Raw genomic sequence first — 26,180 nt, forward strand, 5'->3', positions numbered from 1 at the left:
GTGCGCGGTGCCGGTGACCGGGCGCGGACGCCGCGGGCCCGGGAGTCACGGACCGCGCCCACGGCGGGCGTCGCGGCAGCCCGGATCCTGTTCTGTGTTCTTGTACATCCCGGTGGTGGCGTTCGCCGGCGGCGGCGGCGACGATGGTGTCATGCGCGTTGGTGTGATGCGGATGACGTCGGAGCCGCCGGCCGGCTACGTCGCGTTCGTCACCGAGCACCTGGAGCCGCTGCGCCGCGACTCGGTCCGGGTCGTCGGCGGCGAGGAGGACGCCGACCACCTCTACGTGGACGTGCTCACCGACGTGGCGACCCGCTGGCCGTGGCTGGAGCTGCGGCGCACGCGCCTGGGGCAGGCCGGGGCGGCCGACGACTTCCTGGGGCGGGTGTTCCGGCGCCGCTCGGAGCGCTTCTGGCTCGACGAGCGGCCGTTTGAGGACGGGGCCGGCGACGACGGGCTGCAGATCACGGTGACGCCGGAGCGGGTGGCCGAGCCGCCGCAGCGGCGCGTGTACGTGAGCACGGCGGTGCGCCTGGCGCCGATGGTGGTGCCGCGGCGGGCGCGCAGCGCATTCGTGGCCGGGCCGGTGTCGGAGGCGGCGATCGCGTGGTGGCACGCCTACGAGAACATCCGGCGGCGGCGGCTCGTCTACGCCGGGTTCGTGGTCATCGCGCTGCTGCTGGCCCTGGCCCAGTTCGCGGCGCCCCCGCAGGACTTCTGAATGTAGGCACGGTACGTGTAGCCATGCTACTCGTGGATTGCCGGAAAAGTTCCCGAACGTGTTCAACATTGCTTTCGCGCGCACCGCCGGGCCGGCGCCGCTACGGCGGGGATAGAACTGGGGGCAGGCAACACCACGCAGGCTTATAGGGGGCACGCGTCGTGGAATCCCTGTCGATCCTTGCCGAGGCCGCCACCCCGGGCGACTTCGCCGCCGCCCGGACCCAGATGGCACTGTCGCTCGGCTGGCACATCATCATCGCCAGCTTCGGCGTCGCCATGCCGGCCATCACGCTGTTCATGGAGTGGCGCGGGCACCGCACCGGCGACGTCGCCTACCGGCTCCTGGCCCGCCGCTGGGCCCGCGCCATGGGCGTGCTCTTCGCCGTCGGCGCCGTCTCCGGCACCATCCTCAGCTTCGAGATGGGGCTGCTGTGGCCCGGCCTCATGGGCACCTACGGGCAGGTGATCGGGCTGCCGTTCACCCTCGAGGGCTTCGCGTTCTTCGTCGAGGCCGTGTTCCTCGGCATCTACCTCTACGGCTGGGACCGGCTGCCCGCCCGCGTGCACCTGTGGTCGGCGGTGCCGATCCTGCTCGCCGGGATCGTCGGCACGTTCTGCGTGGTGAGCGCCAACGCGTGGATGAACCAGCCGAAGGGCTTCGACCTCGTCGACGGCCGGATCACCGGCGTCGACCCGCTCGGCGCCATGTTCAACCGGGCCACCGGGCCGCAGTCGGTGCACATGCTGGTCGCCGCGTTCATGGTCACCGGGTTCTGCATGGCGTCGGTGTACGCGGTCGGCATGCTGCGCGGGCGCACGGACCGCTACCACCGCCTCGGGTTCCTCGTGCCGTTCACCGTCGCCGCCGTCATGGCCCCGGTGCAGGTCGGCGTCGGCGACTGGGCCGCGCACTACGTCGCCGACAACCAGCCGGTGAAGCTCGCCGCGATGGAGGGCCTGTACCCGACCGAGCGGGGCGCGCCGCTGCACCTCGGCGGCGTCGCCGTCGACGGGGAACTGCGCTACGCCATCGAGATCCCCAACGCGCTGTCGCTGCTGGCCCACTGGGACCCCGACGCCGAGATCACCGGCCTCGACGCGGTCCCCGCCGACGAGCGCCCGCCGGTCAACGTCGTGCACGCCTCGTTCCAGCTCATGGTCGGCGCCGGGTTCGCGATGCTCGGCGTGGCCGCCGCGTTCGCGTTCATCTGGAAGTTCCGGCGCCGATGGCTCACCAACCGCTGGTTCCTGCGGGCCGCGGCGCTGTGCGGGCCGGCCGCCGTGCTCGCCCTCGAGGCCGGCTGGACCACCACCGAGACCGGGCGCCAGCCGTGGGTCGTCTACGGGATCCTGCGCACCCACGACGCCGTCAACACCGCCCCCGGGCTGCGCACCGGCCTGTTCGTGCTGCTGGCCGTGTACACGCTGCTGACGGTCGCCACCGTGTACGTGCTGCGCCGGCTCGCCCGCGACAAGCCCGTCCCCGTCGCGCCCCAGGAGTCCGACGTCGAGACGTTCCCGGTGCCGTGATGGGCGCCCTCACCTCCGCGGACGCCCTGCTCGGGGTGCTGTTCGCCGCCGTCACCGCCTACGCGCTCTTCGGCGGCGCCGACTTCGGCGCCGGGTTCTGGGACCTCTTCGCCGGCGGCGCCCGCACCGGCATGCGCCGGCGCAGGCTCATCGAGCACGCCATCGGGCCGGTGTAGGAGGCCAACCACGTGTGGCTCATCTTCGCCGTGGTGCTGCTGTGGACCGGGTTCCCGGCCGTGTTCGCCGGCGTGGCCGCCACGCTGTACATCCCGCTCACCTGCGCGGCGCTGGGCATCATCGGGCGCGGCGCCGGGTTCGCGTTCCGCAAGACCAGCGACACCGTCGGCCGGCAGCGCGTCTTCGGGGCGCTGTTCGCGTTCTCGTCCGTGGTCACGCCGTTCTTCTTCGGCGCGGCCGCCGGCGGCATCGCCTCGGGCCGGGTGCCCCCGTGGACGGCGGGCCGCGGCGACCTGCTCACCTCCTGGTGGAACCCGACGTCGGTGGTCACCGGCGCGCTCGCCGTGGCCGTGTGCGCCTACCTGGCCGCGGTCTTCCTCACCCTCGACGCCCGCCGCGAGGACCCCGATCTGGTACCGCAGCTGCGCCGCCTGGCGCTGTGGGCCGGCGCCGCCACCGGGGTCCTCGCCGCCGCCGGGCTCGTCGCCGTGCACGCCGACGCCGGCTGGCTCGCCGAGCGGCTGTGGCGGCCCGTCCCGGCCGCGCTCGTCGCCGTGTCCGCGCTCGCCGGGCTGGCCTCGATCGGGCTGCTCGCCGCCGGCCGCTACGCCGCCGTGCGGGTCAGCGGCGGGCTCGCCGTCGCCGCGGTGCTGTGGGGATGGGCGGCCGCGCAGTACCCGTACCTGCTGCCGCCGGCGACGACCGTGTCCGGCGTCGCCGCCACCCCGGCCGTGACGCGCGCCACGCTGTGGGCCGTCCTCGCCGGTGCCGCCATTCTGACACCCTCGCTCTGGTGGTTGTTCCGCCTGTTTCAGACCCCTGTGCGCGGTTCGTCCCAGCAGGGCGCGGAGGGCGATCGTTGACGAATGCTGCTAGTGTCCGCCGAAGCATGGGTGAGCAACGGAGTGGACGGCGCTTCGGCGCGGCGATCATCGCGACCGCCGCGGCCGTCGGCGTCGGCACGTTCGGCGGGGCGGCGCTGCTCGCCGGGCCCGCCTGGGCCGCCGAGGGCGTCAAGATCGTCGACGTGAAGCAGCCGCCGCCGGGCAAGGTCGGCGACACCGTCACCGTCTCGTTCGGCATCCGCAACGTCTCCGACAAGACGGCGGTGTCCAACCTCCTGCTCGCCGTCCAGGCCCCCGCCAACGCCGTCGCCGAGGCCAGCAACGGCTGCGACGTCGTCCAGGGCGGCCGGCTGCGCTGCGCGCTGGGTGACCTCGGCCCCGGCAAGACCCTCAACGGCGCCGTCTCACTCACGATCAAGTCGCCCGGCAACGGCTCCGGCCGGCTCACCGTCAGCGACGGCGTGCGGCCCCTGGACACCGCCGGCTTCGCCGTCCGCGCCGCCGGGCCCAACGCGAGCGCCAGCGCGACGAAGAAGCCGTCGAAGGGCCCCAGCGGCTCCGTCAGCGACGAGCCCAGCCTCCCCGACGAGACCCTCGCCCCGCCGGTCGCCGGCAACGGCGCGATCCCGCAGAGCAACGACGCCGCCCCCGCCCGCACCACCTCCGACAGCGGGGGCATGTCCGCGGGGTTCTGGATCGGCATCGTCGCCATCGTCGGCGCGCTCGGGCTCGTCGGCAGCCTCTTCTACTTCCGGCGCAAGGACCGCAACGAGCCCGACACCGGCATGCACCCCGTGGTGCCCGCACCGGCCGGCGGCTTCGGGGCCGGCCAGCCGAGCACCTACGGGACGCCGGCCGCGCCGCCGCCGTACCAGTCGTTCCCGCCGCCGCAGGACCCCTACCAGGCGGGGGCGACCCAGATCGTCCAGCCCGGCGGGTTCGGCGCGGCGCCGCCGTCCGGGCCGACGCAGATCATCAACCCGGGCGGGCCGGGGCAGCCGCCGGCCGCCGGCGACCAGACGGTCACGTTCCGCCGGCCCGAGCAGTACTGAACGTAGCGGGCGCGCGGGATGGGCATCCGGCGCGCCGCGTTCGGCACCGGCCTCGTCTTCACCGCCAGCGGCGCCCTCGTCGGCGGCTGGGTGTCGCGCATCCCCGCCGTCGTCCGGCACCTCGACATCAGCGCCGGCGAACTCGGGCGGGCGCTGCTCGCGCTCGGGATCGGCTCGCTGCTGTCCATGCCGCTGACCGGGCGGCTGTGCCGGCGGTTCGGCAGCCGCGCCTGGGTCGCCGGCACCTCCCTCGTGTCCGCCGCCGCGCTCGGCGCCGCCGGATACGCGCCGGGGCTCGCCACCCTCGGCGGGGCACTGTTCGTGCTCGGGCTCGCCTACGGGTCGTGGGACGTCGCCATGAACGTGCAGGGCAGCGCCGTCGACCGGCGGGCCGGACGCGAATGGATGCCGCGCTACCACGCCTGCTGGAGCCTCGGGTCGATCGCCGGGGCCGCCGCCGGCTCCCTCGCCGCCCGCGCCGGGGCGGGGGCCGGGCCGCACCTCGCCCTCGCCGCCGCCGCGTCGCTCGCCGTCACCTGGACCGGCCTTCGCTGGTACGTCGACGAGCGCGCCGACACCACCGACGCGCCCGGCGCCGAGCGATCCGGGCGGATGCGGCCGGCGCGCGGGCTGCTGCTCATCGGGCTGCTCACCTTCTGCGCCACCGTCGCCGAAGGCGCCGCCGGGGACTGGCTTGCCCTCTACCTCAACACCGGGCGGGGACTGTCGCAGGCGTCGGCGGCGCTCGGGTACACCGTGTTCGCCGCCGCCATGACCGGCGGGCGGTTCCTCGGCACCGCCGCCGTCGCGCGGCTCGGGCGGGCCGGCGCCGTCCGCTTCGCCGGGCTCCTCGGCATCGGCGGCGTCGCCGCCACCGTCCTCGCCCCGTGGACGCCCCTCGCGTACGCGGGCGCGCTGCTGTGGGGGCTCGGCATCTGCCTCGTGTTCCCGGCCGCGGTCAGCGCCGCCGGCGACACCGCACGGCCGGCCGAGGCGATCGCCCTCGTCACCAGCATCGGATACGGGTCCATCCTCGTCGGGCCGCCGCTCATCGGCGCCGTCGCCGACGCCGCCGGGCTCGGGCGGGCACTGCTCGGGCTCATCGTCCTCGCCGCCGCCGTGACCCTGCTCGCCCCCGCGCTGCGCCCCCCGCCGGCCGCGGCGAGCGCCGCCGATCAGGACGGCAGCGCGTCCATCGCCCGGTAGATGCGCACGTCCGACACCGGATAGGCGGTGCCGAGCGCCTGCGCGAACAGGCCCACCCGCAGCTCCTCGATCATCCAGCGGATCTCGCGCAGCGGCGGCGACATCGTCATCGTCGACACCAGCTGGTCGTACTCGCGCTGAACCTCCTGCACCGTCAGCATCCGGTCCCGGTCACGGCCCGGATCCGTCGGCACCTTCTCCAGGCGCCGCTCGATGCCGCGCAGATACCGCTCCAGATCCGGCAGGCGCTGCCAGCCCGTGTCGGTGACGAACCCGCGGTACACCAGGCGGCTCAACTGCCCCCGCATGTCCGTCAACGCCGGCAGCAGCAGCGGGTTCTTCGTACGCGCCAGGCGCTGCTCCACGTCGTAGGCGGCGGCCAGGATCTTCCGGACGCTGCCGACCACATCCAGCGTCAGATCCACCACGTCGGCGCGGACCTTGTCCCGCAGCGCCGCGAACCCGGCCTCGTCCCACGCCGGGCCGCCCGCATCCGCCATCAGCTGGTCGACCGCGCACGCCGCGCAGTCGTCGAGCAGGTCGACGGCGTTGCGGTGCGGGTTGCGGCTCAGTGCCAGCTTCGCCTCGTTCGACAACCGGCCCTGCACGAACCGGGCCGGTTGCGGCAGCGTCAGCAGCAGCAGGCGCCGCGTGCCGGCCCACATCTCCAGCTGCTGGCGGGCCGGCAGGTCGAACGCCTGCACCGCCACCGACGCGCCCTCGTCGACCAGCGCCGGGTACACGGTCAGCGTGTGACCGGCAACCGTCCGTGACAGGGTGCGGGGCAGGGTGCCGAACACCCAGCTCGTCGCACCCTTGCGGGTCACATCCACGGCCGCCTCCGCGACCGTCGCCTGCACCTTCGGCGCCAGCGCCGCCCGCAGCGCCGGCAGGCTCTTGCCCTCCCCCAGCACCTTGCCGGCGTCGTCGACGACCCGGAACGTCATCTTCAGATGCTCCGGCACCTTCGCCAGGTCCCACTCCTCGCGCGGCACCGACACGCCCGTCATCCGGCGCAGCTGCCGCTCCAGGGCGTCGAGCAGGTCGCCGTCGCGGACCGGCAGCTCCGCCAGCGCGTCGCGGGCCGTGTCCGGGGCCGGCACGAAGTTGCGGCGCAACGCCTTCGGCAGCGACTTGATCAGCGCCGTCACCAGATCTTCGCGCAGGCCCGGAACCTGCCACACGAAGTCGGCGTCGCGGACCGTGGCCAGCAGCGGCAGGCCGATGTGGACCGTCACGCCGTCCGCGTCCGCGCCCGGCTCGAACTGGTACGTCAACGGGAAACGCCGGCCGTCCTGCTCCCACAGGTCCGGGTACTGCTCCTGGCGAACCGCATCCGCGGCCGCGTTGACAAGCATCGCCGGGTCGAACGTCAGCAGATCCGGCTGCTCCCGGCGGGTCCGCTTCCACCACGTGTCGAAGTGCCGGCCCGACACCACCTCGTCGCCGATGCGCCCGTCATAAAACTCGAACAGCGTCTCGTCGTCGACAAGCAGATCCCGGCGGCGGGCCCGGTTCTCCAGCTCCTCCACCTCGCCCAGCAGGCGGCGGTTCTCCTCGAAGAACGCGTGCGTCGTGTCCCAGTCGCCCTCGACCAGCGCATGCCGGATGAACAGCTCCCGCGCCAGCACCGGATCGATCCGGCCGTAGTTGACCTTCCGGGCGGCGACGATCGGCACCCCGTACAGCGTCACCTTCTCCGACGCCATCACCGCCGCCGGCTTACGCTCCCAGTGCGGCTCGCTGTACTGCCGCTTCACCAGATGCTGGGCGAGCGGCTCCACCCACTCCGGCTCGATCCGCGCCGCCACCCGCGCCCACAGCCGCGACGTCTCCACCAGCTCCGCCGCCATTACCCAGCGCGGCGTCCGGCGGAACAGTGCCGAACCCGGGAACACCGCAAACCGGGCGTTGCGCGCCCCCAGATACTCGTTCTTCTCCGGATCCTTCAACCCGATGTGCGACAGCAGACCCGACAGCAGCGACACGTGGATCGGCAGCGGCGCCGCCGGCTCCTCGTTCGGCGTCACATCCATCGACTTCAGCACCTGGCGCAGCTGGCTGAAAATGTCCTGCCACTCCCGCACCCGCAGATAGTTGAGGAACTCCGCCCGGCACAGCTTGCGGAACTGGTTGCTCGACAGCTCCTTCTGCTTCTCCTGCAGGTAGTTCCACAGATTCAGGAAACCGGTGAAGTCGGAGTCCTTGTCGGCGAAGCGCGCATGCAGCTGCTGCGCCTGCGCCTGCTTGTCCGCCGGGCGCTCCCGCGGGTCCTGGATCGACAGCGCCGCCGCGATCACCATCACCTCGCGGACACAGCCGTTGCGCTCCGCCTCCAGCACCATCCGGGCCAGCCGCGGATCCACCGGCAGCTGCGCCAGGCGGCGGCCCAGATCCGTCAGGCGCGGACCCGGCTCGAGCGCGCCGAGCTCCTCCAGCAGCTGCACACCCGCCGTCACGTTGCGCCGGTCCGGCGGGTCGATGAACGGGAACGCGCCCAGGTCACCCAGGCCCAGCGAGATCATCTGCAGGATGACCGACGCCAGGTTCGTGCGCAGAATCTCCGGATCCGTGAACTCCGGCCGGGCGTTGAAGTCGTCCTCGCTGTACAGGCGGATACACACGCCGTCGGACGTACGCCCGCAGCGGCCCTTACGCTGGTTCGCCGACGCCTGCGACACCGGCTCGATCGGCAGGCGCTGCACCTTCAGGCGGTGGCTGTACCGCGAGATGCGCGCCGTGCCCGGATCCACCACGTACTTGATGCCGGGCACCGTCAGCGATGTCTCCGCCACGTTCGTTGCCAGCACCACCCGCCGGCCCGAATGCGCCTGGAACACCCGATGCTGCTCGGCGAACGACAGCCGCGCATACAGCGGCAGGATCTCCGTGTTCCTCAGCTCCAGCCGGGTCAGCGCGTCGGCGGCGTCGCGGATCTCCCGCTCGCCGCTGAGAAACACCAGCACATCGCCCGGCCCCTCGGCCTGCAGCTCGATGACCGCGTTGCAGATCGCGTCGAACTGGTCGACCTCCTCCGCGCCCTCGTCCGCCGCCTCGATCGGGCGGTAGCGGACCTCCACCGGATAGGTGCGGCCCGACACCTCCACGATCGGGGCGTCGCCGAAATGCCGTGAGAACCGCTCCGGGTCGATCGTCGCCGACGTGATGATGAGCTTCAGGTCGGGGCGGCGGGGCAGCAGCTGTTTGAGGTACCCCAGAATGAAATCGATGTTGAGGCTGCGCTCGTGCGCCTCGTCGATGATCAGGGTGTCGTAGCGGCGCAGCAGCCGATCCTGCTGGATCTCGGCCAGCAGGATGCCGTCCGTCATCACCTTGATCATCGTCTGCTCGCCGGACTGGTCCGAGAACCGGACCTTGAACCCGACCGTCGAACCCAGCTCCGAACCCAGCTCCTCCGCCACCCGCTCCGCGACCGTCCGCGCCGCGATCCGCCGCGGCTGCGTATGCCCGATCTGGCCCGTCACCCCCCGGCCCAGCTCCAGGCAGATCTTCGGCAGCTGCGTCGTCTTGCCCGAACCCGTCTCCCCCGCCACGATCACCACCTGGTGGTCGCGGATCGTCGCCAGGATCTCGTCCTTGCGCTGACTGACCGGCAGCTGCTCCGGATACGTGACCTGCGGCACCGCCGCCCGGCGGGCGGCGACACGCTGCTCGGCGCGCTCCACGTCCGCCCGGATCGCCTCCGCGATCCCCTGCGCATTACGGGACCGCTTCGCCCCGTCGATCCGCCGGCGCAGCCGATGCTGATCCTGCGGCATCAGCCCGGCGAGACGAGCACGCAGCTCGCCCAGGCTGGTCGGCTGGGACACGTCAGACATAACGCTCGCAAGGATAGGCACGCGTCGCCGCGATTGCCCGGTGATTTTGCCCGGCCCGGCGGCGGCCGGTTCCCCGCACCGTCACACCTGCCACTAACGTCACACCCCATGCCCACCCAGTCGGAGTCCACGGCGGCCGCCGACCCGCTCCCGGCCCCGCCCGCCTCCGGACCCGCGCCCGCCCGGCCCCGGCCGCCCCGGACCCTCGAATACGCCACCCTCGACGAGAACGACCTGCGCGACGACGCCACCTACCGGGCCCTCGGCTTCTACGACCTCGCCCTCACCGGCCGCATCGCCAAGGGCGCCGAGTTCGTCCAATGCCGCTTCAACCGCGCCGACCTCAGCGGCACCGCACTGGCCGGGGCGATCCTCACCGACTGCCTCATCGAACGCAGCAGCCTCATCGACGTCCACGCCGAGCAGTCCGTGCTGCACCGCGTCGCCATCCGCGACACCTGGCTCACCGGCCTGCACTGGCTCGACGGCACCCTGCACCACGTCACCGTCCGCGACTGCCACGCCGCCGACGCCGTCTTCCGGGGCGCCCAGCTGCAGGCCGTCCTCTTCACCGGCACCGACCTCAGCGGCGCCGACTTCGGCGACGCCGACCTCACCGGGGCCGCGTTCGTCCGCTGCGACCTCACCGGCGCCCGCTTCGACGGCGCCATCGCCGCCGGGGCCCGGCTCGACGGCTGCACCCTCGACCGCGTCGACGGCATCGCCGGGCTCGCCGGCGCCACCATCGCCACCGACGACCCCGGCACCGTCGCCCGCGCCCTCGCCGCCGCCCTCGGGCTCACCGTCGAACAGCGGTAACCGCACCGATCAGCGCGGCCAGCCCAGGCCCGGCGCCACCCGGCTGCCACGCCGGCGGGCCGTCACCTCGATCTCGATACGCATCCGCGGATCCGACAGGCCGCACACCTGCATCGTCGCCGCCGGGCGCACGTCGCCCATCCAGCGGCGCAGCACCGGGAAACACGGCTCGAAGTCCGCCGCCTGCGGCAACAGGTACCGGACCCGCACCACGTCGGCGGCCGACGCGCCCGCCTCCCGCAGCGCCGCGTCGATGTTGCGCCAGCACTGCTCCGCCTGCTCGACCACGTCATCGGAGATCGTCATCGCGGCGTAGTCGAACCCGGTCGTCCCCGACACGTGCACCCAGTCGCCGTCGACGACGGCCCGCGAGTACCCGATCTCCTGCTCGAACGTCGAACCACTCGAAATCAACCGCCGATCGCCCATGGGATCAGACGCTAGACGGCAGACGGCCAAGCTGGCGCAGCAGGTCCACCTCGTCGGACATCACCCAGATGTCGGTGATCAGGCCGTCGCGGATCGTCAGGATGTCGTTCACCCGGATCCGCAGCCGCCGACCCGTCGCCTCCACCCGGCCGAGCGCCGTGTCGTACGGGCCCACATGCCGCACGTGCATGTAGAAGCCGATCACCAGGCGATCGGCGGTCTCGACCCGGTGCACCAGCTCCGTGCGGCGCTCCGCGAACGCCGCCTGCAGCGCCGCGGCCCGCGCCACCAGGCCCTCCGCCCCCACCGGGACGCCGTTGACCGGCACCGGATCGGCGTAGTGCCGGCGGAAGTCGGCGGCCGGGTCGGCGCGCTCGGCCAGCGGGCGGTCCCACAGCGCGAGCACGGCATCCAGATCGACCGGGGCGAACGAGGAGGCAGGCGGGTACACGGAATCCATGCCCTCCACTGTGCCGGGCCGGCCCGGCCGCCCTGGCATGCTTGTCCGCATGGCGTCGACACTGAACCGCGGCGGGCCGCCGCGCGTGCGGCTCAGCCGCGACGAGCTGCTCGCCGCCGCCGACCGGCTCCTGCCCGACGTCATCGCGCCCGGCCTCGACGTGCTGCTGTGCGGCATCAACCCCGGGCTGTGGTCCGCGGCCACCGGGCACCACTTCGCCCGGCCCGGCAACCGGTTCTGGCCGGCCCTGCACCTCGGCGGGCTCACGCCCCGGCAGCTGCGCCCCGACGAGCAGGGGCTCCTGCCCGGGTACGGGCTCGGCATCACCAACCTCGCCGCCCGCGCCACCGCCCGGGCCGACGAGCTCACCCGGGCCGAGCTCACCGCCGGCGGCGACATCCTGCGCGCCAAGGTCGCCCGGTACGCGCCGCGGTGGCTTGCCGTCCTCGGCGTCACGGCGTTTCGCACCGCGTTCGGCGTCCAGGATGCGAAGGTCGGGCCGCAGGACGGTACGCCGCTCGGGCCGGACGCCGGAGCGACGCGGCTGTGGATCCTGCCGAACCCGTCGGGGCTCAACGCCCACTACCAGCTCGCCGACCTCGCCGCGGAGTTCGCCCGGCTGCGAGCGGCGACCGGGCACGCCTGACGGCGCGGCCCGCCGGGCAGTTCCGACCGCCTTCCCGGGGTCAGGCGGCGGCGATGACCTCGATCTCGACCAGCCAGTCGCTGTCGAGGGTCTGCGCGACGATCGCCGTCGTCGGCACGCGCCGGTCGCCCAGCGCCGCGACCCGGGCGGCGGCGTTGGCTTCCGCGTACGCGGCGTCGCGCAGGTAGCTGGTCAGCCGCACGATGTTGCCGACCGTCATGCCGGCCGAGGCGAGGATCGCGCGGATGTTGTCCCAGATCAGCTCGAGCTGCTCGGCGAGCGTCGCGCCGGGCCGGCCCTGCGCGTCGAGCCCCATCGTGCCGGCGACGAACAGCAGCCGGGCCGCCCCGCGCACCTCCATCGCGTGCACGTAGTCGTCGGTCGCCGCGTAGATGCCGTCCGTCGGGTTGCGCGGGATGGTCTCCATGCGGCCACCGTACTGTCGCGACGGCCCGCGGACCGCCCCTGGCGGCGTTCACTCCGGGCGCATGCAACCCGGCCCGCATGCAGCCCAAGCGCATTCGGCGCCGCCTTCCCATCAGCCCGGCAGCTCCGGCGGCGGGCCTTCGTAGCGTGCCGCCCGCTCCCGCAGCAGTTGCCCGAATACGCCGCTGGGCTGGCCGCAGTCCGCGCACACGAAGTTGTCGTCGAGCCGCGGCCCGCCGCACTGGTCGCAGGTGCCGCGGTCGCGCGGATCCTGGTACGCCCGCAGCGCCTCGGCGAGCGCCCGCACGACCGGCGCGCGCATCGGCACCGTGCGGTCCCCCACCGTGATCTCGACGACGGCCGGCCCGGGCGCTGGATCGAACACGTCGATGCGCTCGGCGAACTGCCGCAGCGCCGAGACAACCTCTTCCTGCGGTGACAACGCCATCCCCGGACCCTACCGGCTCAGCCGCCCGCGGCTCCGGCATCGCGCCCGCCCGGAGCCGCCAGCCCGCCCGCCGGCATTCCAGCGCGGCATCGCACAGCGCACACATGAAGTCGTGGCCTCGCACCACGTTCAGCCCGTCGCAGCACCGGTACACCAGCCGCTCAGGCCGCCCTTCCCGGCGGCGCGAACCGCACCGACCGTCCGGTCCGCGGGAGGCTCGGCCCGAGCTCGTACGGCGTCCCGTCCGGCCGCATGATCGTCACCGAGCCGTCCGCCGGCTCGTACCGCAGCCCCCAGCCCCGCTCGTGGACGCTGACGTGGTGGTACCGGCACAGGATGACGAGATTGTCGACGTCGGTGTTGCCGTGGTCGCGGATCCATGTCCGCAGGTGGTGGCTGTCGCACCAGTTCGCCGGTATCCGGCAGCCCGGCCATCGGCAGTGCGGGTCGCGGGCGGCGAGCGCCCGCCGCAGCGCCGGCGGCGTGTTGCGGTAGGCCCGCCCGAGCTTGAGCGGCAGCCCGTTGTCGGGATGCTGCCAGATCTGCTGCAGGTGGGCGTCGCAGCTGAGCCGCGCCGCGAACGCGTCGGGTATGACGCCGTATCCGGTGAGCACCGCCGGCCCGCCGTCGTCGACAGTCGCGGCCACCGGCGCCGGCGGGTTGCCGCCGTCGCTGCCGTTGTCGCCGCCGTGGTCGTGGAGTTCGGCGTACCGCCGCACGGGCATGAGCAGGGCGAGGTGGGGCCTGATGCCGGCGACGACGGGTGCCCGCCCCTCGCGCAGCGTGGTGTTGATCAGGTCGGCGAGTGCGTCGTGGCGCCGCTGGTCGGGGCTGCGCTCGTCGTCGGGCCCGGGCGCTTTGGTGAAGGCGTCGAGCGCGGTGGTGAGCAGCAGCCCGGTTTCGGCGTCGAGGATGCCGCGCAGCTTCCACATGTCGCCGGCCCGGGTGACGGTGACGCCGCGCCGCCGGTACTGGTCTTCGGCGGGGACACGCCGGTCGCGGATGACCTCGTCGATGAGCCGTTCGCAGATTTCGCGGACGGCTTCGGGCTCGTGTTCGCGGGCGATGGTGACGAGGGGCTCTTCGGCGCCTTCGACGACTTCGTCGCCGACTTCGCGGGCGGTGAGCCGATCCGGTCGACGTGTTCGCGGGTGACTTCGCCGGCCTCGAATGCGGCTTCGAGGCTGGGCAGGAGCCGGGTGGTGGCGGCGGCGCGCATCCGGCTGGCCGCGGCGGGCCCGGAGAGCCGCCCGTAGGCCTGGAGCCATTGTTTGGTGGTGCCCCAGCCGTCGCCGCGGCCGAGTTTGCGGTCGTCGAACGCGCCGACGTAGCGGGCGATGACGGCGTCGAGCTGGTTGGCGTGGCGGAGCAGCGCGAGCATGGCGGCGCGGAGTGCATCGTCGTCGAGCGTGGCCGGGTCACCGTCGAGGAGCCCGGCGAGTGCGTCGCCGAGCCGCCCCAGATCCTCATTCGAACTCACGTTCGAAACATACCCACCCCCACCGACACGTTCTCAGGGCAGCAGGAGGTTCACGTCCCCGAACTCGTGCCACAGGTACCCGCCCCGCACCGCCTCCGCATAGCATTCCCGCAGCGTGCCGGGGTCCGCCACGGCCGCCAGAAGATCCAGGTGCGACGCCCGCGGCTCGTGGAATCCGGTCAGCAGACCGTCCACCACCCGTACTCCCCGTGACCGCGTCACCACCAATTCGGTATATCCCTCCCGCGCGACGACCCGCCCGCCCGGCTCGGCGGCGCTCTCGAGGGCCCGCACCGCCGTCGTGCCGACCGCGATGATCCGCCCGCCGGCCGCCCGGGCGTCGTTGACGACCCGCGCCGTCGTGGCCGGCACCGAGAACCATTCCGCGTACGGCCGCTCGTGCGCCTCCGGCGACGCGACCCCGGTGTGCAGGACGAGCGGCGCGAACTGCACCCCGGCGGCGACGAGCCGGGTGACGACCCGCTCGCTGAACGGCCGCGCCGCGCTGGGCATCTCGGCGCTGCCGGGCACGGTCGCGAACACCGTCTGGTAGTACGACAGCGGCCACGCCCGCCGCACGTACGGGTACCGGATCGGCTCCCCGTGCCGCTGCAGGAGCTCCGGCACCGGCAGCGGGGCCCGGACGGTCGCCGCCCACAGCCGCCCGCGGGTGTAGGGCTCCTCGAGCGTGACGGTGGCGCCGCCGGGCAGCCGCAGCGGACCGGCCCGCCCGGGCATCGGCCGCCGGTCCCGGCCGCGCACCTCGACCGCCCACCGCCCGTCGGGCAGCCGCGTCGAGAAGTGCAGCCGCATCGGTACCCCCACGACCGCCACCGACGCCGCCAGCGTCCCGGAGGTGTTGACGACGAGCACGTCCCCGGCCCGCAGCAGCTCCGGCAGGTCGGTGAAGCGCCGGTGCGACACCCCGTCCGGCCCGCCGGCGAGCAGCCGCACCCCGTCGCGCGCCAGCCCGCGCGCCTCGGGCGGCTCGTGGGCCTCGAGCGCGGCCGGCAGCTCGAATCCGGCGGAGCCGAACACGGCCGCCGAGACCCCGTCGTCGACGGCGGTGCTCACAGCCGCACCCGCCCCGACTCGGGCCGCCGGCGCAGCAGCGCCAGGAACGCCGGCGTCACCGTCGAGGGCAGCGGCCGGTCGCTGATGTCCGCGCCGGGGAACGCCTCGGCGTGCATCTGGGTGCGCAGGTCGCCGGGGTCCACCCACCAGACCCGCAGCTTCGGCTCCTCGGCGGCGAGCACGTTGCTGAGCTGTTCGACGGCGGCCTTCGCGGCCCCGTAGCCGCCCCATCCGGGGTAGGCGCCGGCGGCGGCGTCGGAGGTGATGTTGACGACGGCGCCGCCGTGGTCGCGCAGCGCGGGCAGCGCCAGCTGGGTGAGGGCGAGCGGGGCGACGACGTTGACCTCGAGCACGCCGCGCAGCGCGTCGAGCGGGTAGTCGCCGACGGCCGGCTGCGGGCTGGGCCCGAGGATGCCGGCGTTGTTGACGAGCAGGTCGAGCCGCCCGGTCTCCAGCGCGGTCTCGAGCAGCAGCCCGCGGTGCCACGAGTCGGTGACGTCGCCGGGCACGGGTATGACGCCGGGGATCTCGGCGGCGGTGCCGGTGTGCAGGGTGCGGCCGTCGACGACGACGATCCAGCCGTCGCCGGCGAGCGCCTCGGCGAGGGCCCGTCCGAGGCCGCGGGAGCCGCCGGTGACGATGGCGGTCCGCGCGCGGTCCCCGTCGGCGCGGCCGGGATGGCCGGCATGGCCGGCATGGCCGGCATGGTCGGTTGCGGTGCGTTCGTTCATGCTCCCGACGCTATGGAGCGCCCGGCCGCGTGCCATCGGGCCCGGGACCGGCCCGCGCCTAGGTCCTTGGTCCTAGGTCCTTCAAGAGCAGGAGCCGGCATCGGTACGGTTGGTGCGTGGCCGGTTGCGATCGGGAGGAGCTGCGCGAGGTGAGCGCGGCGGTGCTGGCCGTCACCGCTCACCTCTCGGTGCGCGAGGTCCTGCAGACGATCGTCTCGGCGGCGCGCCGGCTGGTCGGCGCCCAGTACGCGGCGCTGGGCATCCCGGACGGCAACGGCTCGTTCCGCGAGTTCGTGGCGGACGGCCTGACGGCGCAGCAGTGGCGGTCGATCGGCCCGATCCCGCGCCAGCACGGCCTGCTGGGCGCGATGCTGCGCGACCCGTCCCCGGTCCGCTCCCCGGACATCCGCCGCCATCCGCGCTTCGAGGGCTGGCCGGCCGCCCACCCGGAGATGGTCGGCTTCCTCGGCATGCCCATTGTGGACGGTGCGGAGATCCTCGGCGAGCTCTTCCTCGCCAACAAGCTGCCCGCCACCGGCACCCGGCCCGCCGCAGGCAGCCCGCCCGCCGCAGGCAGCCCGCCCGCCGCAAGCAGCCCGCCCGCCGCAAGCAACCGGCCCCACGCAAGCAACCAGCCCGACGCAAACAATAAGCCGGACGCGGGCAACAAGCCCGACGCGGGCAACCACGCCGCCGGAGAGCAGCCCGCCGCCGGCCAGGAGCCAGAAGCGGGCCGGCAGCCGGACGCCGGAACGGGCAGCGGCTTCGACGCCGACGACGAGGAGCTGCTGAAGCTCCTGGCCGCCCACGCCGCGATCGCGATCGTCAACGCCCGCCTGTACGAGCGCAGCCGCGAGCTGTCCATCGTGGAGGAGCGGCAGCGCATCGCCCGCGAGCTGCACGACGCGGTGACGCAGAAGCTCTTCAGCCTGCGGCTCACGGCGGAGGCGGCGGCCGCACTGGTACCGCGGGATCCGGCCCGCGCGCAGGCGGAGCTGGACACGGTGCGCCGCCTGGCCGCGGAGGCGACGGCGGAGCTGAAGTCGATCGTGGTCGGCCTGCACCCGGTGGACCTAGCCGGCGACGGCCTGGCGGCGGCGCTGGGGCGGCAGGCGGAGCTGCTGGACCGGGTGCACGCCCCGCGGGTGACGTTCGCCGCGGACGCGGTGCCGCGCCTGCCCGCCGCGCGGGAGGAGGCAGCGTACCGCATCGCCCAGGAGGCCCTGCACAACGCCCTGCGCCACGCCTCGGCCGGCCACGTGGCGGTGCGGCTGCGCCGCGCCGGCTCGGGCGTGGTCCTGACCGTGTCCGACGACGGCGGGGGCTTCGACGGCCGGATGTCCGAACCTCGCGTCCCCGACGGCACTGACGGCGCCGACGCCGGGCCGCGCCCGCGCCTGGGCCTGGCGTCGATGCGCGAGCGGGCCCGCGCCGCCGGCGCCCGCCTCTCGATCCGCTCCGGCCCCGGCGAGGGCACGACGGTGACGCTGGAGGTGCCCGGTGCCTGACCCGATCCGCGTCCTCGTCGTCGACGACCATCCGGTGGTACGCCAGGGCCTGCGCACCTTCCTCGACCTGCAGGACGACATCGCGGTGGTCGGCGAGGCGAGCGACAGCGCCTCGTGCGTGGCCGAGGCCCGCCGCACCGCCCCCGACGTCATCCTGCTGGACCTGCGCATGCCGGGCGGCGACGGCGTCGAGGCCCTGCACGCCCTGCACGGGCCCGGGCCCGGCAACGACCGCGCGGAGCCACCGCTGGCAACCCCACGGGTGCTGGTCATCACGAGCTTCACCGACCCGTCCGCGGTCCTCCCGGCGGTCCGCGCCGGCGCGGCCGGCTACGTCTACAAGGACGTCGACCCGCCGGCCCTCGCGGCCGCGATCCGCGCCGTGCACGCCGGCCACGTCCTGCTGCACCCCGACGTGGCCCGCCTGCTCGCCGACGGCCCGCCCCCGGCGGAGGCGGCGCACCTGACGGCCCGCGAGCGGGAGGTCCTCGCCGAGGTCGCGCGCGGCCGCTCCAACCGGGAGATCGCCCGCACGCTCGGCCTGGCCGAGAAGACGGTCAAGACCCACGTGAGCGCGATCCTGACGAAGCTGGGCGTCCAGGACCGCACGCAGGCCGCCCTGTACGCGGTCCGCTCCGGCCTCGACGCCAGCCCCTGACCGACCGGCACGCAATCAACCCCGCACTCAATCGAGACAGCACGCGATCGCGACAGCACTCAATCGGGACAGCACTCAATCGGGACAGCGCTCAATCCAGACAGCACGCGATCGGGACAGCGCTCAATCGGGACAGCACGCGATCGGCACAGCGTCGGTCGGTACCGCTCCCGGCGAGGAGTACCCCCGCGGTCAGCTTCCGGCCGTGGCCCCCGCAATGGCCTCGTCCAGGATCGCCACCCCGCGGGCGATCTCCTCCTCGCTGCTGGTCAGCGGCGGCGCGATCCGGAACGTCCCGCCCATGCCCGGCAGCTGCACGACGTTCATGTGCAGCCCGAGGGCGAGGCAGCGCCGGGTCACCTCCGCGCCGAGCCGGTCCGCGCCGTACGGGGTGTCGGCGCCGGTGGTCAGCTCCAGCCCCTGCAGCAGCCCGCGCCCGCGCACGTCGCCGACGGCGGCGTGCCGGTCCCGCAGCTCGAGCAGCCCGCGGCGCAGCTGCTCGCCGAGCTTCGCGGCGCGCTGGTCGAGGGCGTCGCGCTCGAGGATGTCCAGGACGGTGTTGCCGACGGCGCAGGGCAGCGGGTCGGACACGTGGGTGGTGTAGAACAGGAACCCGCGCTCGTGGGCGGCCTGTTCGATCTCGGCGGTGGTGACGACGGCGGCGAGCGGCAGCCCGGCCCCGAGCGTCTTCGACAGCGTGATGATGTCCGGCACGACCCCGTCGCGCTGGAAGGCGTACCAGGTGCCGGTCCGGCACAGGCCGGTCTGGGCCTCGTCGAGGATGAGCAGCATGCCGCGCTCCCGGCATTTCTGGTGCAGCGCGGCGAGGTACCCGGGCGGCGGCTCGATGACCCCGCCGGAGCTGAGGATCGGCTCGACGAGGCAGGCGGCCGGCGCGCCGACGCTCTGCGCGTCGAACAGGTCGAAGCCGAGGTCGAGCTGGCGCCGCCAGTCGAGGTTGCCGTCGGCGTCGGTGACGTCCGGCCGGTACGCGTTCGGCACCGCGATGGCGAAGTTCCCGGGCGCGACGGGCCCGTATCCGCGCCGCCCCGCGCTGTAGGTGGCCCCGGCCGCGGCGAGCGTCATGCCGTGCCACGACCGGGCGAAGGAGATGACCTCGTGCCCACCGGTGACGAGCTTCGCCATGCGCAGCGCCGCCTCGTTGGACTCGGCGCCGGTGGTGAGCAGCAGCACCTTCTCGAGCCGCCCCGCCGGGACCGCACCGGAGGCGACGGTGCCCTGGGCGACGGTGACACTGGGGCCGGTGACACTGGGGCCGACGTCACGGGCGAGTGGGTCCCGGGCAACAGTGTCCCGGGCAACAGTGTCCTGGGCGGCGCTGAGCGACTCGGCCAGGCGGCGGGACAGCTCGACGACGGGCCGCGACAGCATGCCGCTGAACAGGTGGTCGAGCTCCCCGATCGAGCGCCGCACGGTGGCGACGATCTCCGGATGTGAGTGCCCGAGGATGCCGCTCATCTGCCCCGAGGTGAAGTCGAGGATCGCCCGGCCGTCCTCGGTGTACACGTGGCTGCCCTCGGCCCGCACGATGATCTCCGGCGTGAAGGCGCCGCCGTAGCGCACCACGTGGCGGTCGACGTCGTTCCAGAAGTCCGTCATGCCCCGACGGTACGACCGGGCACTGTCCGCCTCCAGCGCACGTTTCCGCACATGTTGTATGCCGGAACCGAACGTTCGCGGCAGGATGGAAGCCGTGCTCGACCCGTGGCGCCTGAAGCTGCTCGGCGACCTGGCGTCGCTCGGCACGGTCCGTGCCGTGGCGCAGGCCGCCCACCTGAGCCCGTCAACGGTGTCGCAGCAGCTGGCGGTCCTCGAGCGGGAGGCCGGCGCCCGCCTGTTCGAGCGGGCCGGCCGCCGCCTGCGCCTGACCCCGGCCGGCGCGGCCCTGGCCCGCCGCGCGCGGGCGATCCTGGACCAGATGGACGCGGCCCGGGCCGAGGCGGCCGCGCTGGACGACGCCCGCGGCCCGGCCGACGGCACCCCGCCTGGCCCGGCGGGCCGGGTGACGGTCGGGGCGTTCACGAGCGCCGTGAACACGTTCGTGCTGTCGGCCGTCGTGCTGCTGCAGCGGCGCCACCCGCGGCTGCGCGTCGACGTCCGCGAGCTCGACCCGGCCGAGAGCGTCGAGGCCCTCCGCCGCGGCGACTGCGACGTGGCGGTGACCGCCGACCGGTTCGACGGCTCGTCGCCGGTCGACCCGGACGTGGTCCACACCCCGCTGGCCACGGACCGCATCGTCCTGGTGACCGCCGCACCGGCCCCGCACGCAACGCAACCGACGACGCCGGAACGGCGAGCAACGGAACCGGCGGCGCCCGACCCGCCGGCGAGCGAAACGGCGGCTCCGGGCCAGCACGCGACGGAGCCGACGGCGCGCGACCCGCACGCAATGGAACCGGGGGCGCCCGACCTGCCGGCGACGGAACCGGCGGCGCCGGACTCGCGGGCGCCGGTGGACCTGGCCGGCTACGCGGGGCACCGGTGGTCGGCGGAGCGGCCCGGCGGCTGGACGCACGACCTCATCACCCGCGCCTGCCGCCGCGCCGGCTTCGAACCGGACGTGGCCGCCGTCTTCGCCTCCTACGGCCCGCTGCTGGCCCACGTCGAGGCGGGCCTGTCCGTGACGCTGCTGCCGGAGCTGGCGGTCGACCCGCGGTACCGCGTCATCGGCCGCCCTCTGCGCGACCCCCTGCGGCGCCGTATCACCGCGGCGGTGCGCTCGACGGCGGCCGCCCGCCCGTCGGTCGCCGCGGTGCTCGCCGCCCTGGCCGAGACCGCCGCCGCGACCAACGCCACAACCGCCACCAGGAAGACCGCCACCGGGAAGACCGACGCCGGGAAGCCCTGAGCCCCGGCCGCCCGTGGCCACAACGCCTGACGAAACCGAGGTTGCACCACCGCGGCGGGTCATGAGGGGGTTCGGGGTGGAGCGGAGCTCCCCCGACATGTGCCGACCCGGCCTAGGCCGGCCCGGCGGCGCGCAGCTGGGCCAGGACGAGCGGGTCGATGGCGCCGTCGACGAGCCGCTCCTCCAGGTTCTCGATGCCGGCCCACGCGGCGAGGTCGTCGTGGCCGAGGGCGGCGAGCCGGTCGCGGACCTCGCCGGCCAGCTCACCCTCCAGGGGGAGCAGGGTCGCCGGGTCGGGCTTGCCGAAGTACAGCTCCCAAAGGCTTATGAGCTCCCCCATCCGCGTGACGGGGTCCGGGTGGTCGTCGACGCGCAGGTCGACCTCGACGTCGCTCAGGCCGCCGTAGCCGGCGCCGGGGCGCACGACGAGCAGGGCGGCGCTCTGGCGGCCGCGGCGGTCGCCGCCGGCGGCGTCCCCGGCGGCGAGGGCGGCGTGCAGGCGGCGGGCGAGGGGCAGGTCGGGGGCGGCGAGCCAGGCGCGTTCCATCTCGGTCACGACGGCGGGGCCGGCGAGGATGTTGCCCTGGATGGCGTAGCCGTCGCCGGCGGTGCCGCCGGCCCAGTCGAAGCAGCCGGTGCCGGTGTAGGTGGCGCCGTCGCCGGTCGGGCCGACGACGCCGAGCTGCCGTTGGACGCGGCCGGGGTCGGCGGCGACGAGGCCGGCGACGGTGTCGGCGGCGGCGGTGCCGGTGCGCAGCAGGGCGAGGCCCTGGCCGCGGTACGCCAGGTTGGCGAACGCCTGCGTGGCGAGGGCCCCGACGCCGGCCTCGGCGGCCGGGACGGCGGCCCCGACGGCGAGGAACTTGCTGGCCACGGCGACGCCGAGGGACTGCCCGTCGGCGGAGCGGCCGACGATCGAGAACGTCATGGCCCTCACCGTAGGGCATTACTTCACTGTGGAAGGACTCCCGGTGGCTGGGACAAGCAGACGAAGGGGCCGCGGACGCCGGCGCTGAAGCGTTCGGCGGCGCGCAGGGCGATCTCGACGCGCCGTTCGGGGGCCATGCGGGACTGGGCGGTGGCGAAGAGGGCGCCGAGGGCGATCTCGTCGCCGACGCCGACGGCGGCGTACCCGTCGGCGGCCTCGGCGACCTGGTAGTCGTCGTGGACGGTGAAGAGGCGGCCCTTGACGCCGACGAGGAAGGTGCCGCCTTCCTCGCGTTCGCTGTCGCGGCGGGCCCAGCCGCCGGTCTTGAGGCAGTCGCGGACGGCGTCGATGAACTTGGTGGCCATGAACCGGTCGATGTCGCCGACGGGCTTCGGGGGTTTGAGGGAGTACCGGATGAGCTGGCCCATCCGGAAGGAGGTGGTGAAGCCGAAGAGGTATCCGTTGTTGTGGAACACCTTCGTGTCGGCGCGGACGGTGAGGCTCCAGCCGGAGGCGCCGGCGCTGTCGCCGCCGATGTAGACGGTGCCGCGGTGGACGAGGCCGACGATGGCGGTCATGCGGTGCCGTCCTTCGCCGTGCGGGCCGGGTCGGCGTGCCGGGCGAGGCCGTCGACGAGCAGGTCGATGACGAACGAGAACCGCTCGTCGCCGCTGCCTTCGATCATCGCGGGGGCCATGGCGACGAGGTTGGGGAACTGGTCGGCGGGCAGGCTGGACATGTAGTCGCGGACCTGGGCGAGGTAGGGGGCGGCGTCGGCCTCGCTGCCGCGGCCGCGTTCGGCGTGGACGGCGGCCTCGACGGCGTCGGCGACGATGACGAGGGACAGGTGGTCCATGCCCCAGGCGGCGATGCGGTCGGGGACGCCGGCGCCGCGCAGGACGGCGAGGAGGGCCTCGGTGTAGCGCAGCGAGTTGGGCCCGATCGGGATGCTGGCCCGGGCGACCTTGACGAGGTCGCGGTGGGCACAGAAGACGGCGCGGCTGGCGTAGCAGCTGCGTTTGACCTCGGCGACCCAGTCGGGGGCGCCGGCCGAGGGCAGCGGGATGTCGCCGATGACCCGGTCGAGGAGCTGTTCGAGCAGTTCGTCCTTGTTGGCGAAGTACGCGTACAGCGACGCCGCGCCGGTGCCGAGTTCCTGGGCGACGCGGCGCATGCTCAGCGCGTCGAGGCCGTCGCGGTCGACGAGGCGCAGGGCTGTGCTCAGCACCGCCTCCGTGCTCAGGGGCTGGCGGGCGGCCGGGGTCTTCTTCGGCGCCCGCCATGGTGGGGCGGGGATGGCGGCTGCTGGCACCCGACACATGCTACTTGAGACGAACAGCGTTACTTGACACGAACGCCGTTCGAAAGTAGAACGTTGTTCGTGAACAACGAACACCGTTCGAAACCGCGGGAGCTTCAGGCCCCGCCGCCGTACCGCTGGCGCTGGGCCGTCCTCGCCGTCGTCCTCGCCGCCGAGGTCATGGACCTGCTCGACGCCACGATCATCGCCATCGCCGGCCCCTCCGTGCGCGCCGACCTCGGCGGCGGCACCGCGTTCCTGCAGTGGCTCGCCGCCGGGTACACCCTCGCCTTCGCCGTCGGCCTCGTCACCGGCGGCCGGCTCGGCGACGTCTTCGGCCGCCGCGCCATGTTCCTCGCCGGCGCCGCCGGCTTCACCCTCATGTCCCTGCTGTGCGCGGTGGCCCCCGGCCCCGCCTGGCTGGTCGCCTGCCGGGTCCTGCAGGGCCTCTTCGGCGCCGTGCTCATCCCGCAGGGCCTCGGCCTCATCAAGGCCGCGTTCCCGCCCGAGCAGCTCGGGGCCGCCTTCGGCGCGTTCGGGCCGGTCATGGGCCTGTCCGCGGTCTGCGGCCCGATCCTCGCCGGCGCGCTCGTCGACGCCGACCTGTTCGGCACCGGCTGGCGGATGATCTTCCTGGTCAACCTGCCGGTCGGGCTGGCCGCGCTGGCCGGCGCCGTCCTCGTGCTGCCCCGCAACGCCGAGCGCGACCGCTCCCTGCGCCTCGACCTGCCCGGTACCGCCCTGCTCGGCGCGGCGCTGCTGCTGCTCGTCTTCCCGCTCGTGCAGGGCCGCGAGCTCGGCTGGCCGTGGTGGTGCTGGGCCGCGATGGCGGCGTCGGTGCCCGCGCTGTGGGCGTTCGGCCGCTACGAGCGCGGCCGGGTGCGCGCCGGGCGCAGCCCCCTGGTCGAGCCGTCCCTGCTGGCGAAGCGGCGCTTCAACGCGGGCCTGCTGGTCGGGCTGATCTTCTTCGCCGGGCTCATGGGCCTGACCCTCATCATCAGCGTGTACCTCCAGTCGGGCCTCGGCTGGTCCCCGCTGCGCGCCGGCCTCGCCCAGTCGCCGTGGGCGTTCGGCACCGCCCTGGGCGCGGTCGCCGCGCAGGCCCTCGGCGGCCGCTTCGGCGGGCGGCGGCTGCTCGTCGCCGGCACCGCCGTCGTCGGCCTCGGCGCCGCCGGGCTGCTCGGCACGCTCGCCGCGACCGGCGGCCCGGCCTCGCCGTGGCCCCTGGCGCCGGCCCTGCTGGTGCTCGGCATCGGGATGGGCGCGTCGATGGCCCCGTACTTCGACATCGTCCTCGCCGCCGTCGACGAGCACGAGGTCGGCTCCGCGTCCGGCACCCTGACCGCGGCCCAGCAGATCGGCGGCGCGATCGGCGTGGCGGTGCTCGGCACGGCGTTCTTCTCGTGGCTGCATGCAACGGGCACCGCCGGGGGCTTCACCGTCTCGCTGGAGCGGGTCCTGTGGCTGGAGATCGGCCTGCTCGCCCTCGCCGGCGGCCTGAGCTTCCTGCTGCCGGCCCGCGCCCGGGAGGAACCGGCGGCCGGCGGTGCGACGGATGAGGCGCACGGGGCGCCCGCGGCCACAGTTGCCGGTTAGCAGGGGCCGCGGCGGGGAATCAGGAGGGTACGGCGAGGGGAGAAGCCATGACGTACACCCTGAACAACCGCCCGGCGACCGCGCCGCGCGTGCAGCACCCGATCGCGCCGGGCCCCGTCAGGGAGGCGGCGGCGCCGGTGGGCGAGCGATCCACCGCCGAACTCGTCCGGCTCGCCGCCGAGCAGGTCTCGACGCTGGTGCGCGACGAGCTGAAGCTGGCCCAGCTCGAGCTGGCCCAGAAGGGCAAGCGGGCCGGCGTCGGGATGGGCATGTTCGGCGGTGCCGGCGTCGTGGCCCTCTACGGCGGCGGGGCGCTGATGGCCGCCGTCATCGCCGCCCTGGCCGTCGTCATGCCCGTGTGGCTGGCGGCGCTCATCGTCGGCGTGGTCCTGTTCGCCATCGCCGGCGTGCTGGCGCTGCTCGGCCGCGGGCAGGTCCGCAAGGCCGGTTCGCCGCTGCCGGAGGAGTCGGTCGCCAGTGTGCGGGCCGACATCGACACCGTCACCACCTCGGCGAAGCACGGGGGCCACCGATGACCGCGACCGAGTCGAGCCGGGGGCCCGCCGACATGTACGGCCACGAGCACCACACCAACGGCCACCACCGCCACGCCGGCGACGGGCACAAACCGTCCGCCGACCCGGCCCTGCTGCGCGAGGAGATCGCCCGCACCCGCGCCGACCTCGGCCAGACCGTCGAGGCGCTCGCCGCCAAGGCCGACGTGAAGGCCCGCGCCCAGGAGGCCGTGCACTCCTCCGTCAACGCCGCGAAGCTGCGCATGCGCGAGGGCGTGGAGCAGGTCGCGGTCAACGCCGCGTACGCGGGCCGGGAGCTGCGCACCAACCCGCGGCAGAGCATCGAGCGGGGCCTGCGGCGCATGCTGGACTCGGCGCGCGAGCGCCCGGCCCCGTGGGTCGTCGGCTCGGCGCTGCTGGTCCTGGCCGCGCTGATCGGGTACCGCAACAATCACCGGGAGCGCTGGTGAACAAGCTGCTGTACAAGCCGTTCAGCATCGCGTTCGGCATCGCCGGCGGCGTCGCCGCGAGCTTCGTGTTCAAGCAGGTGTGGCGGCGCCTCGCCGGGCAGGACGAGGCGCCCGAGGCGACGTCGCAGGAGTACGGCTGGGGCGAGGTCCTGGCCGCCGCCGCGCTGCAGGGCGCCATCTTCGCCGTGGTGAGGGCGGCCATCGACCGCGGCGGCGCGGCCGGTGTGCGCCGCCTGACCGGCGACTGGCCGGGCTGAGCCAGGCCGGTGCATGCGTAAGGGGCTTTCCCGTTTGCCGCGGGAGGCCCCTTGTTCGTTGCGGTGCAACCGGGTCGCTCCGTGCCGCAACCGGACCCGGCAACCGGGCGAGCCCAGAGTCTGTGCTGCGAACGTGATCCGGCACCGGGCCGCGCGAGGGAGCGGCCCCGGTGCGAGGTGGTCCGGCGCCGGGC

At 74.3% G+C, this 26,180-nt stretch carries 27 protein-coding genes; 15 read left to right on the top strand and 12 right to left on the bottom strand.

Annotation, left to right across the window (positions count from 1 at the left end; translation table 11 throughout):
* Window positions 1–151 precede the first annotated feature (151 nt).
* The 6 genes from ACQEVU_RS40865 (at window position 152) to ACQEVU_RS40890 (ending at window position 5,533) form a co-directional block, all read left to right on the top strand.
* Complete coding sequence (locus tag ACQEVU_RS40865; RefSeq protein ID WP_433333446.1) at window positions 152–721, top strand: hypothetical protein; 570 nt, start codon at window positions 152–154, stop codon at window positions 719–721.
* A 161-nt stretch (window positions 722–882) separates the two neighbouring features.
* Complete coding sequence (locus ACQEVU_RS40870; protein ID WP_433333448.1) at window positions 883–2,253, top strand: cytochrome ubiquinol oxidase subunit I; 1,371 nt, start codon at window positions 883–885, stop codon at window positions 2,251–2,253.
* Window positions 2,253–2,429, top strand: coding sequence for a hypothetical protein (locus ACQEVU_RS40875; protein ID WP_433333450.1), 177 nt, complete (start codon window positions 2,253–2,255; stop codon window positions 2,427–2,429). The genes ACQEVU_RS40870 and ACQEVU_RS40875 overlap by 1 nt, the downstream gene beginning before the upstream one ends.
* A 12-nt stretch (window positions 2,430–2,441) precedes the next feature.
* Entirely contained in the window at window positions 2,442–3,293 is an 852-nt protein-coding gene (locus ACQEVU_RS40880; protein WP_433333452.1) for a cytochrome d ubiquinol oxidase subunit II, read from the top strand.
* A gap of 26 nt (window positions 3,294–3,319) precedes the next feature.
* Entirely contained in the window at window positions 3,320–4,327 is a 1,008-nt protein-coding gene (locus ACQEVU_RS40885; protein ID WP_433333454.1) for a hypothetical protein, read from the top strand.
* Window positions 4,328–4,345: 18 nt separating this feature from the next.
* Entirely contained in the window at window positions 4,346–5,533 is a 1,188-nt protein-coding gene (locus ACQEVU_RS40890) for an MFS transporter (protein ID WP_433333456.1), read from the top strand.
* On the opposite strand, the gene hrpA is transcribed toward ACQEVU_RS40890, so the two are convergent.
* Window positions 5,503–9,372, bottom strand: a complete 3,870-nt coding sequence (gene hrpA, locus ACQEVU_RS40895) for an ATP-dependent RNA helicase HrpA (RefSeq protein WP_433333458.1) — start codon at window positions 9,370–9,372, stop codon at window positions 5,503–5,505. The genes ACQEVU_RS40890 and hrpA overlap by 31 nt on opposite strands.
* Window positions 9,373–9,480: 108 nt before the next feature.
* Between hrpA and ACQEVU_RS40900 the strand changes: the two genes are divergently transcribed.
* The gene (locus tag ACQEVU_RS40900; protein WP_433333460.1) at window positions 9,481–10,191 is read left to right on the top strand and encodes a pentapeptide repeat-containing protein; all 711 of its coding nucleotides are present in this window, start codon (window positions 9,481–9,483) and stop codon (window positions 10,189–10,191) included.
* 9 nt (window positions 10,192–10,200) lie between these two features.
* On the opposite strand, the gene ACQEVU_RS40905 is transcribed toward ACQEVU_RS40900, so the two are convergent.
* Complete coding sequence (locus tag ACQEVU_RS40905) at window positions 10,201–10,620, bottom strand: RidA family protein (protein ID WP_433333462.1); 420 nt, start codon at window positions 10,618–10,620, stop codon at window positions 10,201–10,203.
* A gap of 4 nt (window positions 10,621–10,624) precedes the next feature.
* Window positions 10,625–11,080, bottom strand: coding sequence for an ester cyclase (locus tag ACQEVU_RS40910; protein ID WP_433333464.1), 456 nt, complete (start codon window positions 11,078–11,080; stop codon window positions 10,625–10,627).
* A gap of 49 nt (window positions 11,081–11,129) precedes the next feature.
* Here ACQEVU_RS40910 and mug point away from each other — a divergent pair, with 49 nt between their 5' ends.
* The gene (gene mug, locus ACQEVU_RS40915; RefSeq protein WP_433333466.1) at window positions 11,130–11,726 is read left to right on the top strand and encodes a G/U mismatch-specific DNA glycosylase; all 597 of its coding nucleotides are present in this window, start codon (window positions 11,130–11,132) and stop codon (window positions 11,724–11,726) included.
* Between the two features lie 40 nt (window positions 11,727–11,766).
* On the opposite strand, the gene ACQEVU_RS40920 is transcribed toward mug, so the two are convergent.
* The 5 genes from ACQEVU_RS40920 to ACQEVU_RS40940 all read right to left on the bottom strand — a co-directional run bounded on the left by ACQEVU_RS40920 (window position 11,767) and on the right by ACQEVU_RS40940 (window position 15,885).
* Complete coding sequence (locus ACQEVU_RS40920) at window positions 11,767–12,153, bottom strand: RidA family protein (RefSeq protein ID WP_433333468.1); 387 nt, start codon at window positions 12,151–12,153, stop codon at window positions 11,767–11,769.
* Window positions 12,154–12,264: 111 nt separating this feature from the next.
* A complete protein-coding gene (locus ACQEVU_RS40925) occupies window positions 12,265–12,600 on the bottom strand; it encodes a hypothetical protein (protein ID WP_433333470.1) in 336 nt (111 codons plus the stop codon).
* A 161-nt stretch (window positions 12,601–12,761) separates the two neighbouring features.
* Complete coding sequence (locus ACQEVU_RS40930) at window positions 12,762–13,868, bottom strand: DUF222 domain-containing protein (RefSeq protein ID WP_433333472.1); 1,107 nt, start codon at window positions 13,866–13,868, stop codon at window positions 12,762–12,764.
* Window positions 13,869–14,113: 245 nt separating this feature from the next.
* Window positions 14,114–15,154, bottom strand: coding sequence for an S-adenosylmethionine:tRNA ribosyltransferase-isomerase (locus tag ACQEVU_RS40935; protein ID WP_433333474.1), 1,041 nt, complete (start codon window positions 15,152–15,154; stop codon window positions 14,114–14,116).
* Window positions 15,151–15,885 carry an SDR family oxidoreductase gene (locus ACQEVU_RS40940; protein ID WP_433333476.1) on the bottom strand — a complete coding sequence of 245 codons (735 nt, stop codon included), beginning with the start codon at window positions 15,883–15,885 and terminating at the stop codon, window positions 15,151–15,153. Before ACQEVU_RS40940 ends, ACQEVU_RS40935 begins: the two co-directional genes overlap by 4 nt.
* Window positions 15,886–16,001: 116 nt before the next feature.
* On the opposite strand from ACQEVU_RS40940, the gene ACQEVU_RS40945 reads away from it, so the two are divergent.
* Together ACQEVU_RS40945 and ACQEVU_RS40950 are read left to right on the top strand one after the other, a co-directional pair.
* On the top strand, window positions 16,002–17,393 hold the full coding sequence (locus ACQEVU_RS40945; RefSeq protein ID WP_433333479.1) for a GAF domain-containing sensor histidine kinase: 1,392 nt from the start codon (window positions 16,002–16,004) through the stop codon (window positions 17,391–17,393).
* Window positions 17,386–18,051, top strand: a complete 666-nt coding sequence (locus tag ACQEVU_RS40950; RefSeq protein WP_433333481.1) for a response regulator — start codon at window positions 17,386–17,388, stop codon at window positions 18,049–18,051. Before ACQEVU_RS40945 ends, ACQEVU_RS40950 begins: the two co-directional genes overlap by 8 nt.
* A 192-nt stretch (window positions 18,052–18,243) precedes the next feature.
* Here the strand turns inward: ACQEVU_RS40950 and ACQEVU_RS40955 are convergent, their stop codons facing one another.
* Window positions 18,244–19,671, bottom strand: a complete 1,428-nt coding sequence (locus ACQEVU_RS40955) for an aspartate aminotransferase family protein (RefSeq protein ID WP_433333483.1) — start codon at window positions 19,669–19,671, stop codon at window positions 18,244–18,246.
* Window positions 19,672–19,756: 85 nt separating this feature from the next.
* Between ACQEVU_RS40955 and ACQEVU_RS40960 the strand changes: the two genes are divergently transcribed.
* A complete protein-coding gene (locus ACQEVU_RS40960) occupies window positions 19,757–20,920 on the top strand; it encodes a LysR substrate-binding domain-containing protein (RefSeq protein ID WP_433333485.1) in 1,164 nt (387 codons plus the stop codon).
* A 112-nt stretch (window positions 20,921–21,032) separates the two neighbouring features.
* Here the strand turns inward: ACQEVU_RS40960 and ACQEVU_RS40965 are convergent, their stop codons facing one another.
* From ACQEVU_RS40965 to ACQEVU_RS40975, 3 genes are read right to left on the bottom strand one after another with little or no spacing between them, the layout of a single operon-like run.
* Window positions 21,033–21,848, bottom strand: coding sequence for a DUF1028 domain-containing protein (locus ACQEVU_RS40965; RefSeq protein WP_433333487.1), 816 nt, complete (start codon window positions 21,846–21,848; stop codon window positions 21,033–21,035).
* Between the two features lie 23 nt (window positions 21,849–21,871).
* On the bottom strand, window positions 21,872–22,426 hold the full coding sequence (locus tag ACQEVU_RS40970) for a hypothetical protein (RefSeq protein ID WP_433333489.1): 555 nt from the start codon (window positions 22,424–22,426) through the stop codon (window positions 21,872–21,874).
* Window positions 22,423–23,160, bottom strand: a complete 738-nt coding sequence (locus ACQEVU_RS40975; protein WP_433333491.1) for a TetR/AcrR family transcriptional regulator — start codon at window positions 23,158–23,160, stop codon at window positions 22,423–22,425. The genes ACQEVU_RS40970 and ACQEVU_RS40975 overlap by 4 nt, the downstream gene beginning before the upstream one ends.
* 69 nt (window positions 23,161–23,229) lie before the next feature.
* On the opposite strand from ACQEVU_RS40975, the gene ACQEVU_RS40980 reads away from it, so the two are divergent.
* From ACQEVU_RS40980 to ACQEVU_RS40995, 4 genes are read left to right on the top strand one after another with little or no spacing between them, the layout of a single operon-like run.
* Window positions 23,230–24,744: an MFS transporter gene (locus ACQEVU_RS40980; protein ID WP_433333493.1), complete on the top strand. Its 1,515-nt coding sequence runs from the start codon at window positions 23,230–23,232 to the stop codon at window positions 24,742–24,744.
* 47 nt (window positions 24,745–24,791) lie between these two features.
* Window positions 24,792–25,280, top strand: a complete 489-nt coding sequence (locus ACQEVU_RS40985) for a phage holin family protein (protein ID WP_433333495.1) — start codon at window positions 24,792–24,794, stop codon at window positions 25,278–25,280.
* Window positions 25,277–25,729: a DUF3618 domain-containing protein gene (locus ACQEVU_RS40990; RefSeq protein WP_433333497.1), complete on the top strand. Its 453-nt coding sequence runs from the start codon at window positions 25,277–25,279 to the stop codon at window positions 25,727–25,729. The genes ACQEVU_RS40985 and ACQEVU_RS40990 overlap by 4 nt, the downstream gene beginning before the upstream one ends.
* The gene (locus ACQEVU_RS40995) at window positions 25,726–25,986 is read left to right on the top strand and encodes a DUF4235 domain-containing protein (protein ID WP_433333499.1); all 261 of its coding nucleotides are present in this window, start codon (window positions 25,726–25,728) and stop codon (window positions 25,984–25,986) included. Before ACQEVU_RS40990 ends, ACQEVU_RS40995 begins: the two co-directional genes overlap by 4 nt.
* The last annotated feature ends 194 nt before the right edge of the window (window positions 25,987–26,180 follow it).

The sequence above is a fragment of the Dactylosporangium sp. CA-139066 genome (assembly GCF_050936175.1).
Lineage (GTDB): Bacteria > Actinomycetota > Actinomycetes > Mycobacteriales > Micromonosporaceae > Dactylosporangium.

Excerpts from the sequence above, each read along its gene's own strand:
- ACQEVU_RS40865 (WP_433333446.1), top strand. The coding sequence starts at position 152 with ATGCGCGTTGGTGTGATGCGGATGACGTCGGAGCCGCCGGCCGGCTAC.
- ACQEVU_RS40875 (WP_433333450.1), top strand. The coding sequence starts at position 2,253 with ATGGGCGCCCTCACCTCCGCGGACGCCCTGCTCGGGGTGCTGTTCGCC.
- ACQEVU_RS40885 (WP_433333454.1), top strand. The coding sequence starts at position 3,320 with ATGGGTGAGCAACGGAGTGGACGGCGCTTCGGCGCGGCGATCATCGCG.
- ACQEVU_RS40890 (WP_433333456.1), top strand. The coding sequence starts at position 4,346 with ATGGGCATCCGGCGCGCCGCGTTCGGCACCGGCCTCGTCTTCACCGCC.
- hrpA (WP_433333458.1), bottom strand. The coding sequence starts at position 9,372 with ATGTCTGACGTGTCCCAGCCGACCAGCCTGGGCGAGCTGCGTGCTCGT.
- ACQEVU_RS40900 (WP_433333460.1), top strand. The coding sequence starts at position 9,481 with ATGCCCACCCAGTCGGAGTCCACGGCGGCCGCCGACCCGCTCCCGGCC.
- ACQEVU_RS40905 (WP_433333462.1), bottom strand. The coding sequence starts at position 10,620 with ATGGGCGATCGGCGGTTGATTTCGAGTGGTTCGACGTTCGAGCAGGAG.
- ACQEVU_RS40910 (WP_433333464.1), bottom strand. The coding sequence starts at position 11,080 with ATGGATTCCGTGTACCCGCCTGCCTCCTCGTTCGCCCCGGTCGATCTG.
- mug (WP_433333466.1), top strand. The coding sequence starts at position 11,130 with ATGGCGTCGACACTGAACCGCGGCGGGCCGCCGCGCGTGCGGCTCAGC.
- ACQEVU_RS40920 (WP_433333468.1), bottom strand. The coding sequence starts at position 12,153 with ATGGAGACCATCCCGCGCAACCCGACGGACGGCATCTACGCGGCGACC.
- ACQEVU_RS40925 (WP_433333470.1), bottom strand. The coding sequence starts at position 12,600 with ATGGCGTTGTCACCGCAGGAAGAGGTTGTCTCGGCGCTGCGGCAGTTC.
- ACQEVU_RS40930 (WP_433333472.1), bottom strand. The coding sequence starts at position 13,868 with ATGGCTCCAGGCCTACGGGCGGCTCTCCGGGCCCGCCGCGGCCAGCCG.
- ACQEVU_RS40940 (WP_433333476.1), bottom strand. The coding sequence starts at position 15,885 with ATGAACGAACGCACCGCAACCGACCATGCCGGCCATGCCGGCCATGCC.
- ACQEVU_RS40955 (WP_433333483.1), bottom strand. The coding sequence starts at position 19,671 with ATGACGGACTTCTGGAACGACGTCGACCGCCACGTGGTGCGCTACGGC.
- ACQEVU_RS40960 (WP_433333485.1), top strand. The coding sequence starts at position 19,757 with ATGGAAGCCGTGCTCGACCCGTGGCGCCTGAAGCTGCTCGGCGACCTG.
- ACQEVU_RS40965 (WP_433333487.1), bottom strand. The coding sequence starts at position 21,848 with ATGACGTTCTCGATCGTCGGCCGCTCCGCCGACGGGCAGTCCCTCGGC.
- ACQEVU_RS40970 (WP_433333489.1), bottom strand. The coding sequence starts at position 22,426 with ATGACCGCCATCGTCGGCCTCGTCCACCGCGGCACCGTCTACATCGGC.
- ACQEVU_RS40985 (WP_433333495.1), top strand. The coding sequence starts at position 24,792 with ATGACGTACACCCTGAACAACCGCCCGGCGACCGCGCCGCGCGTGCAG.
- ACQEVU_RS40990 (WP_433333497.1), top strand. The coding sequence starts at position 25,277 with ATGACCGCGACCGAGTCGAGCCGGGGGCCCGCCGACATGTACGGCCAC.